Below are 17,590 nucleotides of genomic sequence, written 5' to 3'. Positions count from 1 at the left end.
GCGCCGTCAGCGCGGCTGGGCGCCGGTGATGGCCTCGACCAGCAGCTTCTTGCCGACCAGATCGGAGGTCGCCGGCATGAAATGCCCGTAGTCGTAGCTGGTGATCCCCGTCATGGGATCGTCTCCGAGATAGGTCGTGCAGCCCGCCCGGTTGCACAGGAAGCCGATCAGATTGACATAGGCCATGCTGTCGCTCGCGGGGAATCCCGCCTGCAGCGCGGCGTTGTGGTCGGCGACGGCATGGTCGACGCCGACCAGCGTGCGGCGCGGCTTGGTCATCCATAGCTGCGTCATCATCAGGTTGGGCAGATTCTCGCTCCAGTGCGGGGTCGGGCCGACAAACACCACCTTCTTGACGCCCATGCCCTTGAGCCGTTCGGCGATGCGCTGGAAGCCCTCCAGCGTGTGGCCGGCGTTTTGGCCGACCACCACCACGTCCGGATGCGCCTGCGCCACGGTCTGCAGCGCGAACCAGTTGCTCTGCTGACATTGGTCGGTGCGCGACGGCGCCGCCGCCGCCACGCTCGGATTGCAGCCCGACGATGCCACCTGCAACACCTGCCATTCGGCCGGCAGGTTGCGGCGTATGCCGTAGGACAAATGTTCTGCATGAGAATCGCCCCACAGCAGCACCGCCTTTGGCTTGGCCGGATCGCGCTGGTAGCAGCCGGCCGGGATCGATGCGCGCGGCACCGACGTCACGTTGCCGCTGCGATAACGCTCGATGTCGAAGAACTGGCACTCGACGTGGAATTTTTCGGGCAGGCCGATGCGCTGGAAGAAACGCCACTGGGCCGGGTTGTTTTCAAAGTAATCGGCGTATTGCTCGCGTCCCTTGACGCGGGATGGGAAGCCGTCGGCATGCCAGGTGGCCGCGCCGATGCCGCCCAGCAGCGCCATGATGGCCACCAGCAGCGCGTTCTTGCGGCCCGTGTTGCCGCCGGAACGGACAGGCTTTTCCAACAGCCTGTAGCTGAGCCAGGCGAGCAGTCCCGCCAGGACCATGGCGCCGGCGCGCAACCACGGCGACGTCGGCGCGCGTTCGACCAGGCGGATGAACACCAGCAGCGGCCAGTGCCACAGATACAGGGGAAAGCTGATCAGACCGATGGCGACCAGCGCGCGGTTGCCGAGCACCACGCGGTTGATCCAGGCCTGGCCCCCCGCAGCGATGAGCAGGGCCGCGCCGAGCGTCGGCAGCAGCGCCCACCAGCCCGGGAAGGCGCGCGCCTCGGTGATCCGCAGCAAACCGACGACGATCAGCGCCGCCCCCGTCCACGCCTGCAGGTTGCGCCACGCGACGCCCCGCATCAGCGCCGGCTGGAAGCGGCCCAGCAGGCCGTGGCCGCGCAACGTCATGCAGGCCAACGCCGAACCGGTCAACATTTGCCAGAACCGCGTCTGCGGCGAATAAAAGGCGCGTACCGCCTCGCCGTGGACCGAGGCCACGTTGAGTCCGAACGACACCAGCGCCAGCAAGAGGGTCAGCGTCAGCAGCGGCCAGCCGCGGCGCGCGGCCAACCACAACAGCGCCGGCCAGACGATGTAGAACTGCTCCTCGACCCCGAGCGACCACAGATGCAACAGCGGCTTGGTGTGGGCGGCGCTGCCGAAATAGCCGCTTTCGCCCCACAGCATGAAGTTGGCGACGAAGCCGGCGCCCCCGGCGATGTGCTTGCCCAACTGGCGGTATTCGTCGCCGAGCATGACGAACCAGCCCAGCGCATAGCTGACGGCGAGCACCATCGCCAGCACCGGGAAGATGCGGCGCACGCGACGGCCATAGAAATCGGCGAAGCTGAAGCTGCCGCGATCGAGGCCGCCGACGATGATGGACGTGATCAGGAAGCCGGAAATCACGAAGAAAATATCGACGCCGATGAAGCCGCCCTTGAGCGCGGCCGGGAATGCATGGAAGATGACCACGCACAAGACCGCGACGGCGCGCAAGCCATCAATGTCGGGACGGTATTTCGGGTGGCCGGTGGCTGCGGGGGAGGTGGACAAATCGGCCGCCGAAGACGGGGCCAGGGATAGGGCGTGATTCATTGAGGCGCTGGTTGAGTAACTAGCTGACAATTTTACCACGCCGCAATATCCCGGCCGCCCCGGGAACGCCGGTCAGCCCAGCCGGACCGGCGCGCCGCCCTGGGCGCTGACGATCTCCGACAGCGCCGCGAACAGCTCCGAGCCGTCGCGGGTGTTGCGCCACTTGCCGTCCTGCTGGCGGTAGTGGAAGCCGCCCGAGCGCGCCGCCACCCACAACTCCCGCATCGCCGCCTGGCTGTTGACGATGACCTTGGAACCGTTGTCGAGGAACTCGATTTCCAGCACGTTGCCGCTGCGGCTGCACTCGACGTCGACCATGTCGTCGTCGTTCAATTGGTCCAAGGCCGCCTCGATCGCGTCGAGGGTGGCTTCGGCCTGCGCCAGGAATTCCGATTCGCCCATGCTACACTCCAATATCTATAGTCAATCCATGATTTTATCGTGAAGTCCACTTTCCGTTTGTTTATCGGCGCCACCACCCTGGGTCTGACCGTATTATTGGGCGGCTGCGGCCAAACCGGCCCGCTGTACCTGCCCAAACCGAGCGCCAAGCCAGCCAAGAGCGGCGAAGCGAAGGTAACGCCCGCCGGCACCCCCGCGACCGTCGCGCCAACCGATACCTTGCCCGGCACGCCGGCCACGCCGGTTCCCGTGACGCCGTCCCCGGTTCCGTCCACCCTCCCAGCACCCCAACAATAATTACTATGTCGCAATTTTCGTATCAAGACGGCGTGCTGCACGCCGAAGGCGTGGCGCTGAGCGCCATCGCCGAACAGTTCGGCACGCCGACCTATGTGTACTCGAAGGCGGCGCTGCTGGCCAACTTCGCCTCCTACGCCGACGCCTGCGCCGGGCGCGACGCGCTGGTCTGCTACGCCATGAAGGCCAACTCCAACCTGGCCATCCTGGACTTGCTGGCGCGCCAGGGCGCCGGTTTCGACATCGTCTCCGGCGGCGAGCTGCTGCGCGTGCTGGCCGCCGGCGGCGACCCGCGCAAGGTGATCTTCTCCGGCGTGGGCAAGAGCGCCGACGAGATGCGCCTGGCGCTGTCGCACGACATCCTGTGCTTCAACGTCGAATCGATCCCCGAGCTGCACCGCCTCAACGAAGTGGCCGGCGCGATGGGCAAGACCGCGCGCATCTCGCTGCGCGTGAACCCCAACGTCGACGCCAAGACCCATCCGTACATCGCCACCGGCCTCAAGGCGAGCAAGTTCGGCGTCGCCTTCGACGACGCGCTGGCCACCTACCGCACCGCCGCCACGCTGCCGCACCTGGAAGTGGCCGGCATCGACTGCCACATCGGCTCGCAGCTGCTGGACGACGCGCCGCTGCTCGAGGCGCTCGACCGCTTGATCGAGCTGATCGACCAACTGGGCGACGAGGGCATCGTGCTGCACCACGTCGACATCGGCGGCGGCATCGGCATCGACTACCGCGAGGCCGGCGAGGCCGCGCCGGTGCCGGTGGGCGACTACCTGGGCCGCCTGTTCGCCAAGATCGACGCCTGGCGCGCCGCGCGCCACGACGGCCGTGCCATCAAGGTGATCTTCGAGCCGGGCCGCTCGATCGTCGGCGACACCGGCGTGCTGCTGACCCGGGTCGAATTCCTCAAGCACGGCGAAGAGAAAAACTTCTGCGTGGTCGACGCGGCCATGAACGACATGGCCCGTCCGGCGCTGTACCAGGCCTGGATGGACATGCAGCCGGTGGTGCGCGGCGGCGCCGACGCCCAGACCTACGACGTGGTCGGCCCGATCTGCGAGTCCGGCGACTGGCTGGCGCGCGACCGCCAACTGGCGGTTGCCGCCGGCGACCTGCTGGTGATGCACACGGCCGGCGCCTACGGCATGACGATGGCGTCGAACTACAACACGCGCGGCCGCGCCGCCGAGATCATCGTCGACGGCACCGTCTGCCACGAAGTGCGCCGGCGCGAACAGCCGGCCGACCTGTTCGCGCTTGAATCGCTGATCGCCCGCTGATCGCCCGCTGGTCAAGTAAGCCGACCTGCGCCAACCGAAGCCGCCCGCCGCCAGGCCGGCGGCTTCCTGATCTATGAATCCGCGGATACCTCCGCGCCCGCCCATCGATGCAGGAATTCTATAAAAAGACGCTGTACGGTTTCCTGGCGCTGCTGGCGGCGAGCGTGCTGGCCGGCTACGTCTGCCTGAGCCTGAGCTATCTGAGCGCCCCGCTGCTGCCCGTGCGCGACAGCGCCCTGCCCTGGCGCGTCCAACCCGACTCCGACCTGCCGCAGTCGCTGGCCCGCATCGACGCCGACCAGCGGCGGCTGGCCTTCAATTTCACGCTCTCGCCCGGCAGCGCCTATCCGTTCGCCGCCGTCGGCCTGTTCTTCACCGACCGCGCCGGCACGCCGGCGCACGTGGATTTGTCGCGCTACACGTCGGTGACCCTGGTGGCCAGGTGCGCGCCGGCCAACACCCTGAGCCTGACCGCCTCGACCCTGGAGAAAAAAGTCTCGCGGCGCGGCGACTGGCTGACCTACCGCGCGCCGTCGGCGTTTTTCTCGTGCGGCCGGAACGGCGCGTCCGTCGAGCTCGACCTGACGCGGCTGGAAACCCCGCAATGGTGGTTCGACATGTTCAAGCTGGACCTGTCGCACCAGGCCTATAAGCTCGACCAGGTGCCGAAGATCTCCATCGGCAGCACCTTCCAGAGCCCGAAGAACGTCGACTCCCGGGTCGAGATCGACAGCCTGGTGCTGACCGGCCGCGACTACCGCTACCTGGCGGCGCTGGCGGTGCTGCTGGGCCTTTCCTGGCCATGCTTCGGCCTGTGGACGTTCCGCCGCCACACCCGCGCGCTGATCGCCGACGTCAAGGAAAAGCTGCGCAAGGATTTGCCGCTGGTGGCGTATCAGCAGTTATCGATCGAACCGCACCGGGATAAGGAAAAGGCGGCGATCCTGCGCTTTATCGCCAACGGTTACGCCAACGCGGAACTGGACCTGGAAAAAATCGTCAACGAGACCGGCGTCAACCGGAATAAAATCAACGACATTTTAAAATCCGAATTCGGCCACACCTTCAGCGGCTATTTAAATAAACTGCGGCTGACCGAAGCGGCACGCCTGCTGGCGGAAAAAGAAACGGCGACGGTGGCCGAAATCGCCTATTCGGTCGGCTATAGCAACGTCTCGTATTTCAACAAACTGTTCAAAGAGGAGTACGGCTGTACGCCGAAAGCCTTCCGGACCGTGTGCGAGCGCCCGCCGGCGGCTTAGCCGGCCGTCGCGGTTAGCGCTAACACCAGCTGTGAAATTCGTAGCAAAATCTGCATTGCCATAGCAATTTCCCCTCGCGGCGCTGGCGCCGCGCGCCTGCCCGCGCTACGCTCGGTGGTCATGCCGCGTTGCCGCCGCGCGGTGTCCGTCCACCTTTCGAAAGCCGAAACGAATGAGTTTTAATCCACTCGCAGCGATGCTGCTCAGCGCAGCCCTGGCATTGCCACTTCATGGAACCGCACAAGATCGCGTCGTCGATCTGAATGTCACCCAGGTCCAGGGCAAATTAAATAAAACCTTTAATTTCGCGATCGGCGCCGGCCGCGCCAACGAGGGGCTGCGGGCGGATTGGCAGCAGCAACTGGCCGAAATAAAACGCGACGCCGGCTTTAAATATATCCGCATGCACGGTTTGCTGACCGACGACATGGGCGTGTATAAAACCGACGCCAAGGGAAATGACGAATATAACTTCCAATATATCGACGCGCTGTTCGATTATCTGATCAGCATCGACGTCAAACCGTTTGTCGAACTCGGTTTCATGCCGTCGGCCATGGCCAGCGGCGACAAAACCATCTTCTGGTGGAAGGGCAACGTCACGCCGCCGCGCAGCTACGAGCGCTGGGAAAAGCTGGTGCAGGCGCTGACCAGGCACTGGACCGAGCGCTACGGCCGCGCCGAAGTGGCCAGCTGGTACTTCGAAGTCTGGAACGAGCCCAACCTCGACGGGTTCTGGGCCGGCACGCAAGCCGAGTATTTCAAGCTGTACGCGCACGCCGCGCGCGGCGTCAAGAGCGTCGACGCGGGCTACAAGGTCGGCGGTCCGGCCACCGCCGGCGCGGCCTGGATCCCGGAGATGATCGCCTACTGCAAGCAAAACAACGTCCCGCTCGACTTCGTCAGCACCCACACCTACGGCGTCGGCGAGGGCTTCCTGGACGAATTCGGCACCAAGGGCACCGTGCTGCTCAAGGACGACGCGGCGATCAGCGGCGACGTGCTGCGCAACCGCAAGGAGATCGGCGCCTCGGCGATGCCGAAGCTGGAGCTGCACTACACCGAATGGAGCTCGTCGTACACGCCGGCCGATCCGACGCACGACAGCTACCACCAGGCCGCCTACATCCTGCAAAAGCTCAAGCAGGTCGGCAACGCCGCGCAATCGATGTCGTACTGGGTCTTCACCGACATTTTCGAAGAGCCGGGTCCGCGCTTCGAAGCCTTCCACGGCGGTTTCGGCCTGATGAACACGCAAGGCATCAAGAAACCGGCCTACTTCGCCTACCAGTTCCTCAACCAGCTGTCCGACACCGAGCTGAAGAACAAAGACGCGCACTCGCTGGCGACGGTCAACGCCAAGGGCGAGGTCCAGGTGCTGCTGTGGGATTACACGCACACGCTGCCGAAAGACGTCAACAACCAGCAATACTTCGTCCAGGATTTGCCGCCCAAGAACAAGGGCAAGGTCGACGTCAAACTGCAAGGCCTGAAACAAGGCGTCTACAACGTCAGCATCGCGCAAGTCGGCTACCGGAAAAACGACGCCTACACCGCCTTCATCGGCCTGGGCTCGCCCAAGCAGCTGACCCGGCCGCAAGTGGAGGCGCTGAAAGCCGAAGCCACCGGCAAGCCGTCCGAGCGGCGCACGGTGCGGGTCGGCGCCGACGGCCGCGCCAGCCTGTCGCTGCCGCTGCGCGAAAACGACGTCTACCTGCTCAAGCTCACCGCCGGCAAATAACCCCGGGGTCAAGTCTGACATTCGGACACGGGCTCGGCCGCAAGGCCCCGCCAAATAACCCGGGGTCAAGTCTGACATTCGGACACGGGCTCGGCCACAAGGCCCCGCCAACCCTCGGCATTTTCACTGGAGACCGCAAGTGACCAATCAATCGCGCAGAGACGCGTTCAAAACCCTGTTGGCCGGCGCCGGCCTCGGCATCGCGCCCGGCATCGCGCCGGCGGCCGAATGCGCCCCCGCCACCGCCGCGCCGCGCCAGTGGCGCCGGGGCGTCGAAGGCCAACGCCAGGCCGACCAAGGCGACGGCACCTATATCAACCCGATCATCTCCGGCGACCATCCCGATCCGACCGTCCTCAAGGACGGCAAGGATTACTATCTCACCTACTCGTCGTTCTACTCGTACCCGGGGCTGGTGATCTGGCACTCGACCGACCTGGTGAACTGGCGGCCGGTCGGTCCCGCGCTGTCGAAACCGCTGGGCACGATCTGGGCGGTCGACCTGTGCAAGCACAACGGCAAATATTTCATCTACATCCCGGCCGCGCCCGATGGCAACGCCTGGTCGATCTACGCGATCTGGGCCGACCGCATCGAAGGCCCGTGGAGCGAACCGGTCGACCTGAAGATCGGCGGTTGCATCGACCCCGGCCACATCGTCGGCGAGGACGGCAAGCGCTACCTGTTCGTCAACGGCATCCGCAAAATCCGCCTGACCGACGACGGGCTGGCCACCGATGGCCCGCTCGAGCAAGCGTACCAGCCGTGGCGCTATCCGGACGATTGGGTGGTGGAGAATTTCGCGCCGGAAGGCCCCAAGCTGCTGAGGCGCGGCAAGTGGTTCTACCTGGTGACCGCCGTCGGCGGCACGGCCGGACCGGTGACCGGCCACATGGTCATCGCTGCGCGGTCGACCTCGATCCACGGGCCGTGGGAGCACTGTCCGCACAACCCGCTGGTGCGCAGCCTGGGCACGTCCGAGCCGTGGTGGTCGCGCGGCCACGCGACCCTGGTCGAGGGGCCGGCCGGCGACTGGTGGATGGTGTACCACGGCTACGAGAACGGCTACCGCACGCTGGGGCGCCAAACGCTGCTCGAACCGATGGAGTGGACCGACGACGGCTGGTTCCGCGCGCTCGGCGGCGATCTGTCCAAACCGCTGGCCAAGCCGAAAGGCGGCAAGGCCGGGCCGGCGGGTCGGGCGCTGTCCGACGATTTCAAACACAACCGCTTCGGCGCGCAGTGGGCCTTCCACGATCCGGCGCCGGACGAGATGCAGCGGGCGCAGTACACCGCGCAGGGATTGCGGATCGCCGGCCGGGGCGCCTCGCCGGCGGATAGCAAACCGCTCACCTGCACCGTGGGCGACCGCAACTACGAGGCCGAACTGGCCTTGGAGCTGAACGGCCAGGCCGAAGGCGGGCTACTGCTGTTCTACAACCACAAGGCGTTCGTCGGGCTGGGGTTCACGCCGGAGCTGATCAAGACGTTCGAATATGCGGAAGAGCAATCGTGGATGCGCGCCAACCGTGCGACCTCGTCGGTGCGGGTGCGCATGACCAATGACGATCATGTCGTCACGTTCCGCTACTCGCACGACGGCGGCAAGACGTGGGTGTTGCACGGGCTGCGCATGGAGGTGTCCGGCATCCATCACAATGTGTTCGGCGGATTCCTGAGCTTGAAGGTGGGGATATACAGCGCGGGTAGCGGCAGTGTCGTGCTGCGTGACTTCAGGTACCGGGCATTGGCATAACGCGCGTGGCCGCTTGTCCGGTTCGCCGGGCTGGCGGCCGTCGATACTGCCAAGGTCAAGCGGACTGCTTGTCGGCAAAGATTTCACGTACAGTTTTGGCGTCGAACAAGCGGTCGGACCAACGGTCCAGATCGTCCATTTCTGCATATGTGATGCGCCTGCTCAACCGCGCCGACAAGGGCCCGAAACGTTTGACTAGCACCTTTTTCAGACGCTCACGGTGGCCATCGAGCAGCGCTTCATACCGCAACGCATCGTCGAGACTGTAGAAAATTGGAACGCTCATCGCTTCAACCTCCCTACTGGCGTCAGTCAAATCAATAATACGCTGCTGCCCCCTGCGGCGCAAACGATTCGCGGCCCAACGCGATCGCCGCATAATTATCGAAACCTGCGAACAGATCGTTTTTCATTCTCCATTGATCAACGAGAACGTAGCGCTGCGCCGCTTGCAGCGGTTGCAAATCCTCCGGCAATGGAATGATCAAATCAGCCAAGCTGGTGCATGCCGACCATGGCTGCTTGCCGTTATACAGCACAACTGGAAACACTGGTGGCAGTTGAAAAGGCTGTGGCAACTCATGCCGTTTTACCAGGTCCTGGTACAGCAAGCCGACGCAGACCTGCATGCGTAACGCCATCCACGGATCGCTGCGTGATTGGAATTCGAGCACCAGGTAGACGTAGATTCACTCGCCGGACAGGCGCACTTTCCACACCATATCGCTGTGCCGCTGTTGGCCGCCGTCACCGACATAGCTGCCGCTGACCCGTTCGAAGCTGGCGAGGTCCAGTTGCCGCACCCATGTGCCGGGAACGAAGCCAAGCAGCAAGTCGCGCACCATTTCCGGATGCGCGAACAGTTGCTTGTACGCGGTGTCGTCGTTGCTCGCCATCCGACGATTGTAACGAGGGCCGAATGCGCCGCCATTGGGCGCGCGCAAGCGGCCGACGCACGCCTACGCCGCGTTGGCCTTGACGCGCGCCCAGTACACCCGCATCAGCAGCAGCACGCCAAGGATGGTGCCGTAGATGATCGGCTCGGTGAAGTTGTGCTTGCCGGCTTTCATCCACCAGAAGTGCAGGATCGCCAGCGGCGCGATCACGTAGATCAGCCGGTGCAGCCATTGCCAGCGCTTGCCGCCCAGGCGCTTGACCATGGCGTTGGTGCTCGTTACCGCCAACGGGATCAGCAGCACGAAGGCGATGAAGCCGACCGTGATGAATGGCCGCTTGAGCACGTCCTTCCACATCTCCGCGAAGTCGAAGAAGTGATCGAACCACAGGAAGGTCATGAAGTGCAGAAAACCATAGAAGAACATGTACAGCCCCAGCATGCGCCGCAGCTTGATCAGCCAGTTCCACTTGGTCAGCCGCCGCAGCGGCGTCACCGCCAGGGTGAAGCACAGGAAGTACAAGGTCCAGTCGCCGGTGCCGCGCGTGATGAATTCGAGCGGCTCGACCAGTTGCCCGGTCAGCGTCAGGTAGACCATGCGCAGCAAGGGCACCAGCGCCAGCACGAAGACGGCGGCCTTGATCAGGCTGGCCTGCTGCGCGGTCGGATTAAAAGCCATGGCTAGAAGAACTTCTTCAAATCCATGCCGGCATACAGCGGCGCGACATCGTTATAACCGTTGAACATCAAGGTCTTGCGCTTGCGCGCCAGGAAGCCATCCTCGCCGATGCGGCGCTCGGACGCCTGCGACCAGCGCGGGTGGTCGACTTCCGGATTGACGTTGGAGTAGAAGCCGTACTCGCGCGGCGCCGAGATGTTCCACGACGTGCGCGGCTGGTCCTTGACGAAGCGGATCTTGACGATCGACTTGCCCGACTTGAAGCCGTACTTCCACGGCAGCACCATGCGCACCGGCGCGCCGTTCTGGTTGGCCAGGTTTTCGCCATACATGCCCAGGGTCAGCAGCGCCAGCGGGTGGTTGGCCTCGTCGATGCGCAGTCCCTCGGTGTATGGCCAGTCGAGCACGCGGCTGCCGACGCCGGGCATCTGCTTCTTGTCGGCCAGGGTGATGAATTCGACGTATTTGGCGTTGCCGGTCGGCTCGACCTTTTTGATGATCTCGGAGAACGAATAGCCGATCCACGGGATCACCATCGACCAGCCTTCCACGCAGCGCAGGCGGTAGACGCGCTCTTCCAACGGCGCCAGCTTCATCAGCGCGTCGATGTCGAGCGTCATCGGCTTCTTGACCTCGCCTTCGATGGTGACGGTCCACGGCCGGGTCTTCAGGGTGCCGGCGTTTTGCGCCGGGTCGCTCTTGTCGGTGCCGAACTCGTAGAAGTTGTTGTAGCTGGTGGCGTCCTTGTACGGCGTCTGCTTGTCGAGCGCCGAGTACGCCGGGTTGAGCTTGGCGGCCAGCTTGGGGTTCGCACCCTGCGCGAACGCTTCGCGGTTGGCCATTTCCAGCAGCGCGGCGCTGCCGACCGCGCCGAGGGCGATCTGCTTCATGAAGCCGCGGCGCGACTCGTACAGTTCGCGCGGCGTGATTTCCGACGAAAACGGCAGGTCGATGCCGTTGGGGCTACGCTTGATCAGCATGTTGACTCCAGAAAGGTGCAAGGTTCGGACGCGGTTACCAATAGCCTGAACATTACACCAATCGAAGCAAGATCCCGATTACATTGCGATTACATTGCGATTACATTTTATTGCCAGCCATGCAATGTTACAGCTTGCCGTAGGAATGCAGGCCGGACAGGAACATGTTGACGCCCAGGAAGGCGAACGTGGTCACCAGCAGCCCCACCAGCGCCCACCACGCCGCCGGACGGCCGCGCAGGCCCGTCATCAGGCGCATGTGCAGCCAGGCGGCGTAGTTGAGCCAGACGATCAGCGCCCAGGTCTCCTTCGGGTCCCACGACCAGTAGCCGCCCCACGCCTCGGCCGCCCACAGCGCGCCGAGGATGGTGGCGATCGTGAAGAAGGCGAAGCCGGCCGAGATGGCCTTGTACATGACGTCGTCGAGCACCTCCTCCGACGGCAGGCGGTCCTTCAGGTAGCCCGAGGTCTTGAGCAAGTACGCGGCCGCGACCATCGCCGCCAGCGCGAAGTTGCCGTAGCCGATGAAGTTGGCCGGCACGTGGATTTTCATCCACCAGCTTTGCAGCGCCGGCAGCAGCGGCTGGATCTCGGCGGCGTCGCGCGACGTGGTGTACCAGAACAGGAAACCGATAGCGGCGCTGATGATCAACAGCACGAACGGTCCCATCTGGCGGGTGGCGTAGCGCTGCTCGAAGTACAGGTAGAACATCGCCGTGATCAGCGAGAACAGGATGAACACTTCGTACAGGTTCGACACCGGGATGTGGCCGACGTCGGCGCCGATCAGGTAGGACTCGTACCAGCGCACCATCATGCCGGTCCAGCCCAGCACGACGGCGGCCCAGCTCAGCTTGGAGCCGAGGCTGGAGATCGCATCGGAACGGCCGGCGAAGCCGATCCAGTAAAACAAGGTGGACAGGCAGAACATCACGCTCATCCACAGGATCGCCGACTGGCTCGACAGCATGTAGCGCAGCCAGAACCTGGTGCTGCCCATGTCGAGCTGGCCGTCGTACATCGAGATCGCCCACAGCGACAACAGCGCCACCAGCGGCATCAGCCAGCGCACCGGCTTCCAGTGCCAGCCGAGCGCGGCGAACGTCGGCGCGGCCAGCAGCAGAATCGCCTTTTCGTAGATGTCCATGAAGTGGCCGTAGCGGTTCAGCCCGAATACCGAGCCGGCCAGCAGCGCCGCCGCGAAGACCCAGTCGATGGTCGTCAATCGTTTGAAATAGCCTGGCGCCTGAATATAGGTTTGCTGAGTTTTGGTAAGTTCCATCGTGTTCTCCGGTACCGCTGGTTTGCCGCGCAGTGTTGCCATCACGCTGATTGTGGCAGCTTTTCTTTCAAAGTTTCATATTCGCGCTCGAAATCGAGCGTCTTGCGCTGGGTGCTCATGGCCATCAAGGCCTCCGCGCCGTCGCCGCCGGCCCCATCCTTGATCCACACCCACAGGCGCCGCTCGCGGATGTAGAACATCGAGAACACGCCCAGCACCAGCAGCGCGCAACCGAGGTAGACCACGTTCTTGCCCGGCGAGCGCGTCACCTGGAACACCGACGCCTTGACCTCGACGAACTCGTCGAGCTGCAGATACACCGGCGCGCCGTAGAAGAAGGCGTCCGACAGCGCGTTGGTGGCCAGCAGCAGCCAGCGGCCGTGGTTCTCGTCGGCGCTCACCTCCGGCAGGCCGGACTTGGCGCGCGCGGCCTGCCACAGCTCCCACAGGCTGCCGTTGAGGATCTTCATGAACACCTCGGCGGTCTTCTGGCGGCCCGCTTCCGGCACCTTTTCCAGGAACTGCGAAATCGACAGGAAGCCGGCGGCCTTGCCGTCGCCGGCGAACAGCGCCAGGCTTTTCTGCGCCGACGCCTCGATCTGCGCGCGCAAGGTTTCAGCGTTCGGCCCCTTCGGCGCGGCGCGCTCGGCGTAGCGCCTGGCGGCGGCGGCGCGCAGCGCCGGATCGGTCAGCGCCGCGCGCAGGCGCATCCATTCGTTGACGGTATGGGCGTCGTCCGACGGAATGCGCAGGAAGCTGAACGGGTCCGACGGATTCGAGCGCACGCCGGCCAGGAACACCGTGGCGCCGTCAACGGTGACCGGCTGCATGTAGTTCTGGAATTCGCGCGCCTGGCCGGTCTTGTCGCGCAGCTTGTATTGCACGCTCGGGCCGACGTTCTTCAAATCCTTGTTGTTGGCGCTGCGCCCGGCCGAGCCGGTGTGCTTGTCGAGGCCCTGCGCGAACTGTTCCTGCAGGCTCTTGCCCTGCGTGACGGCGCGCGCGTCCTGGCTGGCCAGGTTCTCGACGTTGAACGGGCGGAAGCCGGACCACTCGACCGTGTACTCCTCGCCCAGCGGCGTGTTACCGCCCACCTCGCCGGCGATGGCGAACGGCGTGGTGCCGGCGCCGGTCATCGGGAAGCCGGTCAGCTTCAGTTTGCTGCCGCCATCCTCAAAGCTGGACTGGTAAATCGCCAGGCCCTTGTACAGCAACGGCTTGTTGACTTCGATGACCGCCTTGACCACCTCGCCGCTGGCGTGGTCCTTGACCTCGACCTCGCTGGCGAACAGCTTGGGCATGCCGGTGCTGTAAAAATCGATGGTGAATTTCTTCAGGTTGATCGTCACCGGCAATTCCTGGATCAGCACGCCGTCGGCGCGCTGCAGCAGCGCGCTGTCGCTCGATCCCCCCTCGGGGATCAGCGTGTTGCCGCGGAAGGTGGGATTGGCCGTGCCCAGCCGGTGCTGCTGGGGCACCGCCGAAATCAGGCCGCTGCCGCCGAACGGCGTCTTGCCGAGGAACCATTCCTGGAAGCGGATCGGCATGTCCGAATCGAACAGCGCGCCGACGCAGATGATAACGATGGCCGAGTGCGCGAAGATATAGCCGAACTTGTTGGCCGCGCCCTGCTTGGCCGCCAGCAAGGTGCCGTGGTCCTTGTCCACCAGCTTGACCTTGTAGCCGGCGTCGGCCAGGCGGGCGGCGGTCTGCTGCGCCAGCGCGGCGCGGGACAGCGGCGCGCGCCACTGCATCTTGTGGTGGAAGTTCAGCAGCGACTGCTCGCGCACGTTCTCGCGCCAGCTGCGCATGTCCTTGACCATCTTCGGCGCATTGCGCGCGATGCACAGCGAGGTCGACGTCACCAGCATGCCCATCAGCAGCAGGAACCACCACGCCGAGTACACGGAATACAAGCCGACCTTGTCGAACACCTCGTACCAGAACTGTCCGAACTGGTTGATGTAATTCGAGGTCGCCTCGTTTTGCTTCATCACGGTGCCGATGACGGCGGCGATGGCGATCATCGCCAGCAGCGCGATGGCGAAGCGCATCGAGGAAATCAGTTCAACGATCTCGCCGACGATCGGACGGCGTGTCTTCAGTTCGATACCGGTGGTGCTGGGGCTACTCATGCGTGGGACGTCTCAATAAAGGATGCAGCTAACAAGTGTATCATCCGCGTATCACCGGCCACCAACAAAAAGGGCAGCCCGCTTGCGCTGCTGCCCTTGGTCCGTTCGCGGCGCCTTGCCCTCGCGGGGCGGCGGACACGCGCTTACTTCAAGCCGGCGACGTAATCGGCGACGGCCTTCATTTCCTCGTCGGACATGCGCTGCGCGATGGTGGCCATCTGCGCGCTGTTCTTGCGGGCGCCGGACTTGAACAGGCCCAATTGCGCCACCGTGTAATCCTGGTGCTGGCCGGCGATGCGCGGATACTGAACCGGGATGCCGCCGCCGCTGGCGCCGTGACAGCTGGCGCAGGCCGGCACGTTCTTGTCGGCGATGCCGCCACGGTAGATCTTCTTGCCCAGTTCGATCGTGTCCTTGTTCTTGGCCGCGCCAGGCTTGGTGGCCTGGGTGCTCAGCCAGGCCGAGATGTTGTGTTTTTCCTCGTCCGTCAGCATCTTGGCGTAGGTCGTCATCACCGGTTGATTCCGCTCCGGCGTCGTAAAGTTCACCAGCTGCTTGTAAATATAGCCCTCGTGCTGGGCCGACAGTTTCGGATTGATGGCGATGGTCGAGTTGCCGTTGGCGCCGTGGCACGAAACGCACGCCGGCAGGCCGCGCGCGTTGTCGCCGTCGGTGTACAGGGCGCCGCCTTTGGCCGCGTCGATTTTCGGTGCAGGGGCGGCTGGCGCGGGCTTTTTCTCTTCGGCGCAGACGGAGGCGGACACTGCCAGCAGAGCGATGAGCAAGGATTTTACAAATGGTGAAAACACACGATTCATTCAAGCACCCTGAGACGAGTCTAAAAAGTTTTTTTGAAACTGTCGCCCACGCTAGCACGAAATATGCATGGCAACACTTCGTAACCACTCATTGTACAATAGCTTTCCAGCATATTTGCTCCCTTTTGTTGCATTTTTCCCCATCCCATGTCCAAACTCTGGCAAGCCCGCTTCTTTACGACCGTCAACCAATTGCGTGACCTGCCCGATACCACGGTGCCGGAAATCGCTTTTGCAGGTCGCTCCAACGCCGGCAAATCGACCGCCATCAACATCCTGTGCAACCAGAAAGGCCTGGCGTTCGCCTCCAAGACCCCCGGCCGCACCCAGCACATCAACTACTTTTCGATCGGCGGCGCGCACGTCGCCCAGCACCGCAAGGACCCGACCATCGTCGAGGAGATCGAATGCCTGCTGGTCGACTTGCCCGGCTATGGCTACGCGGAAGTGTCCGGCTCGGCCAAGCTGCACTGGCAGCGCCTGCTGGGCGACTACGTGCAGCGCCGCGAACAGCTGGCCGCGCTGATCCTGATCATGGACTCGCGCCGCCCGTTCACCGACCTCGACATCCAGATGCTCGAATGGTTCGCCCCGACCGGCAAGCCGATCCATTGCATTCTGACCAAGGTTGACAAGTTGAACCGCAACGAATCGGTCAACGTGCTGCGCCAGGCCAAGGCCAAGCTCGACAGCTACGTCGACGAGGACGGCGAAGGCTTCCCGTTCACCGTGCAACTGTTCTCCGCGCTCAAGCGCATCGGCATCGACGAAGCCAACGACAAGATCCTGGAACTGGCCGGCGTCACCGACGAGCAAGCGGCGGCCCAGGTCGAGCTGATCGAGATGGAAGACGACGTCGAACCGGACGACACCAAATAATCCAGCTTTAAAAGGTTTTTACGATGCACACGCCCCACGCCTCCGCCCAGTTCCCCGGCATCCGCATGCGCCGCATGCGCCGCGACCCGTTCTCCCGCGCGCTGATGCGCGAGAACGCGGTCAGCGCGTCGGACCTGATTTACCCCGTGTTCATCCTCGAAGGCACGCACCAGCGCGAGCCGGTGCTGTCGATGCCGGGCGTGGAGCGGGTCTCGGTCGACTTGCTGCTGAAGGTCGCCGAGGAATGCGTGAGCCTGGGCGTGCCGGTGCTGGCGCTGTTCCCGGTCATCGACGTGGCCAGGAAGACGCCGGACGGCGTCGAGGCGGCCAATCCGGAAGGCCTGGTGCCGCGCGCCGTGCGCGCGTTGAAGCAAGCGTTCCCGGAGCTGGGCATCCTGACCGACATCGCGCTCGACCCGTACACCAGCCACGGCCAGGACGGCCTGATCGACGACAACGGCTACGTCATCAACGACATCACCACCGACATGCTGATCCGCCAGGCGCTGTGCCACGCGGACGCCGGCGTCGACGTGGTGGCGCCGTCGGACATGATGGACGGGCGCATCGGCGCGATCCGCGCCGCGCTCGAGGCGCACGGCCACATCCACACGCGCATCATGGCGTACTCGGCCAAGTACGCGTCGGCGTTCTACGGCCCGTTCCGCGACGCGGTCGGCTCGGCCAAGAACCTCGGCAAAGGCGACAAGAACACCTACCAGATGGACCCGGCCAATTCCGACGAGGCCTTGCGCGAAGTGGGCCTGGACCTGGCCGAGGGCGCCGACATGGTGATGGTCAAGCCGGGCATGCCGTACCTGGACATCGTGCGCCGCGTGAAGGACGAGTTCAAGGTGCCGACGTTCGCCTACCAGGTCAGCGGCGAATACGCGATGATCAAGGCGGCCGCGCAAAACGGCTGGCTCGATCACGACAAGGTGATGATGGAATCGATGCTGGCGTTCAAGCGCGCCGGCGCCGACGCCGTGCTGACCTACTTCGCGCTGGACGTGGCGCGCCTGCTCAAGGCCGCCAAGTAACGCCAGCGCCGGCGGCCGGCGCCATGAGCATGACGACATAGACACCAGGGCGGACGCCTCGCCGACGGCGACAGCCGGGGCGCGGCCGC

15 protein-coding genes and 1 pseudogene are annotated in these 17,590 nt (G+C 64.2%); 7 read left to right on the top strand and 9 right to left on the bottom strand.

Features of this window, described 5'->3' with window-relative positions; translation table 11 throughout:
• Nucleotides 1-6: 6 nt before the first annotated feature.
• Nucleotides 7-2,007, bottom strand: coding sequence for an acyltransferase family protein (locus BMX85_RS26665; protein ID WP_229210681.1), 2,001 nt, complete (start codon nt 2,005-2,007; stop codon nt 7-9).
• Nucleotides 2,008-2,121: 114 nt separating this feature from the next.
• Nucleotides 2,122-2,451, bottom strand: a complete 330-nt coding sequence (gene cyaY, locus BMX85_RS26660) for an iron donor protein CyaY (RefSeq protein ID WP_090325990.1) — start codon at nt 2,449-2,451, stop codon at nt 2,122-2,124.
• Between the two features lie 39 nt (nt 2,452-2,490).
• Here cyaY and BMX85_RS31610 point away from each other — a divergent pair, with 39 nt between their 5' ends.
• The 5 genes from BMX85_RS31610 (at nt 2,491) to BMX85_RS26640 (ending at nt 8,793) form a co-directional block, all read left to right on the top strand.
• On the top strand, nt 2,491-2,748 hold the full coding sequence (locus tag BMX85_RS31610) for an LPS translocon maturation chaperone LptM (protein WP_143068076.1): 258 nt from the start codon (nt 2,491-2,493) through the stop codon (nt 2,746-2,748).
• Nucleotides 2,749-2,753: 5 nt separating this feature from the next.
• Nucleotides 2,754-4,034: a diaminopimelate decarboxylase gene (gene lysA, locus BMX85_RS26655; protein ID WP_090325987.1), complete on the top strand. Its 1,281-nt coding sequence runs from the start codon at nt 2,754-2,756 to the stop codon at nt 4,032-4,034.
• Between the two features lie 107 nt (nt 4,035-4,141).
• Entirely contained in the window at nt 4,142-5,296 is a 1,155-nt protein-coding gene (locus tag BMX85_RS26650; protein WP_090325984.1) for a helix-turn-helix domain-containing protein, read from the top strand.
• A 172-nt stretch (nt 5,297-5,468) separates the two neighbouring features.
• Nucleotides 5,469-7,037 (top strand): GH39 family glycosyl hydrolase, encoded by a 1,569-nt coding sequence (locus BMX85_RS26645; protein ID WP_090325982.1) that lies wholly within the window; start codon nt 5,469-5,471, stop codon nt 7,035-7,037.
• A 139-nt stretch (nt 7,038-7,176) separates the two neighbouring features.
• A complete protein-coding gene (locus BMX85_RS26640) occupies nt 7,177-8,793 on the top strand; it encodes a family 43 glycosylhydrolase (protein WP_090325979.1) in 1,617 nt (538 codons plus the stop codon).
• A gap of 55 nt (nt 8,794-8,848) precedes the next feature.
• Here the strand turns inward: BMX85_RS26640 and BMX85_RS31175 are convergent, their stop codons facing one another.
• From BMX85_RS31175 to BMX85_RS26610, 7 genes and pseudogenes are all read right to left on the bottom strand, one after another.
• Complete coding sequence (locus BMX85_RS31175) at nt 8,849-9,079, bottom strand: hypothetical protein (RefSeq protein ID WP_229210680.1); 231 nt, start codon at nt 9,077-9,079, stop codon at nt 8,849-8,851.
• A 31-nt stretch (nt 9,080-9,110) separates the two neighbouring features.
• A pseudogene (locus BMX85_RS31170) lies at nt 9,111-9,638 on the bottom strand (Rpn family recombination-promoting nuclease/putative transposase).
• 114 nt (nt 9,639-9,752) lie between these two features.
• Entirely contained in the window at nt 9,753-10,367 is a 615-nt protein-coding gene (locus BMX85_RS26630) for a protein-methionine-sulfoxide reductase heme-binding subunit MsrQ (RefSeq protein WP_090325975.1), read from the bottom strand.
• Nucleotides 10,368-10,369: 2 nt separating this feature from the next.
• On the bottom strand, nt 10,370-11,347 hold the full coding sequence (msrP, locus tag BMX85_RS26625; RefSeq protein ID WP_090325972.1) for a protein-methionine-sulfoxide reductase catalytic subunit MsrP: 978 nt from the start codon (nt 11,345-11,347) through the stop codon (nt 10,370-10,372).
• Between the two features lie 127 nt (nt 11,348-11,474).
• Complete coding sequence (gene ccsB / locus BMX85_RS26620) at nt 11,475-12,629, bottom strand: c-type cytochrome biogenesis protein CcsB (RefSeq protein WP_090326145.1); 1,155 nt, start codon at nt 12,627-12,629, stop codon at nt 11,475-11,477.
• Nucleotides 12,630-12,670: 41 nt separating this feature from the next.
• A complete protein-coding gene (locus BMX85_RS26615; protein ID WP_090325969.1) occupies nt 12,671-14,764 on the bottom strand; it encodes a cytochrome c biogenesis protein ResB in 2,094 nt (697 codons plus the stop codon).
• A gap of 143 nt (nt 14,765-14,907) precedes the next feature.
• Nucleotides 14,908-15,582 carry a c-type cytochrome gene (locus tag BMX85_RS26610; protein WP_090325966.1) on the bottom strand — a complete coding sequence of 225 codons (675 nt, stop codon included), beginning with the start codon at nt 15,580-15,582 and terminating at the stop codon, nt 14,908-14,910.
• Nucleotides 15,583-15,729: 147 nt separating this feature from the next.
• Between BMX85_RS26610 and yihA the strand changes: the two genes are divergently transcribed.
• Complete coding sequence (gene yihA, locus BMX85_RS26605) at nt 15,730-16,461, top strand: ribosome biogenesis GTP-binding protein YihA/YsxC (RefSeq protein ID WP_090325963.1); 732 nt, start codon at nt 15,730-15,732, stop codon at nt 16,459-16,461.
• 23 nt (nt 16,462-16,484) lie between these two features.
• Complete coding sequence (gene hemB / locus BMX85_RS26600) at nt 16,485-17,501, top strand: porphobilinogen synthase (RefSeq protein WP_090325960.1); 1,017 nt, start codon at nt 16,485-16,487, stop codon at nt 17,499-17,501.
• Nucleotides 17,502-17,590: the final 89 nt, after the last annotated feature.

This window comes from Duganella sp. CF517, from assembly GCF_900110275.1.
Taxonomy (GTDB): Bacteria; Pseudomonadota; Gammaproteobacteria; order Burkholderiales; family Burkholderiaceae_D; genus Rugamonas.
The sequence above is the reverse complement of the archived record's forward strand: the minus strand, read 5'-3'. Positions and strand labels throughout refer to the sequence as shown.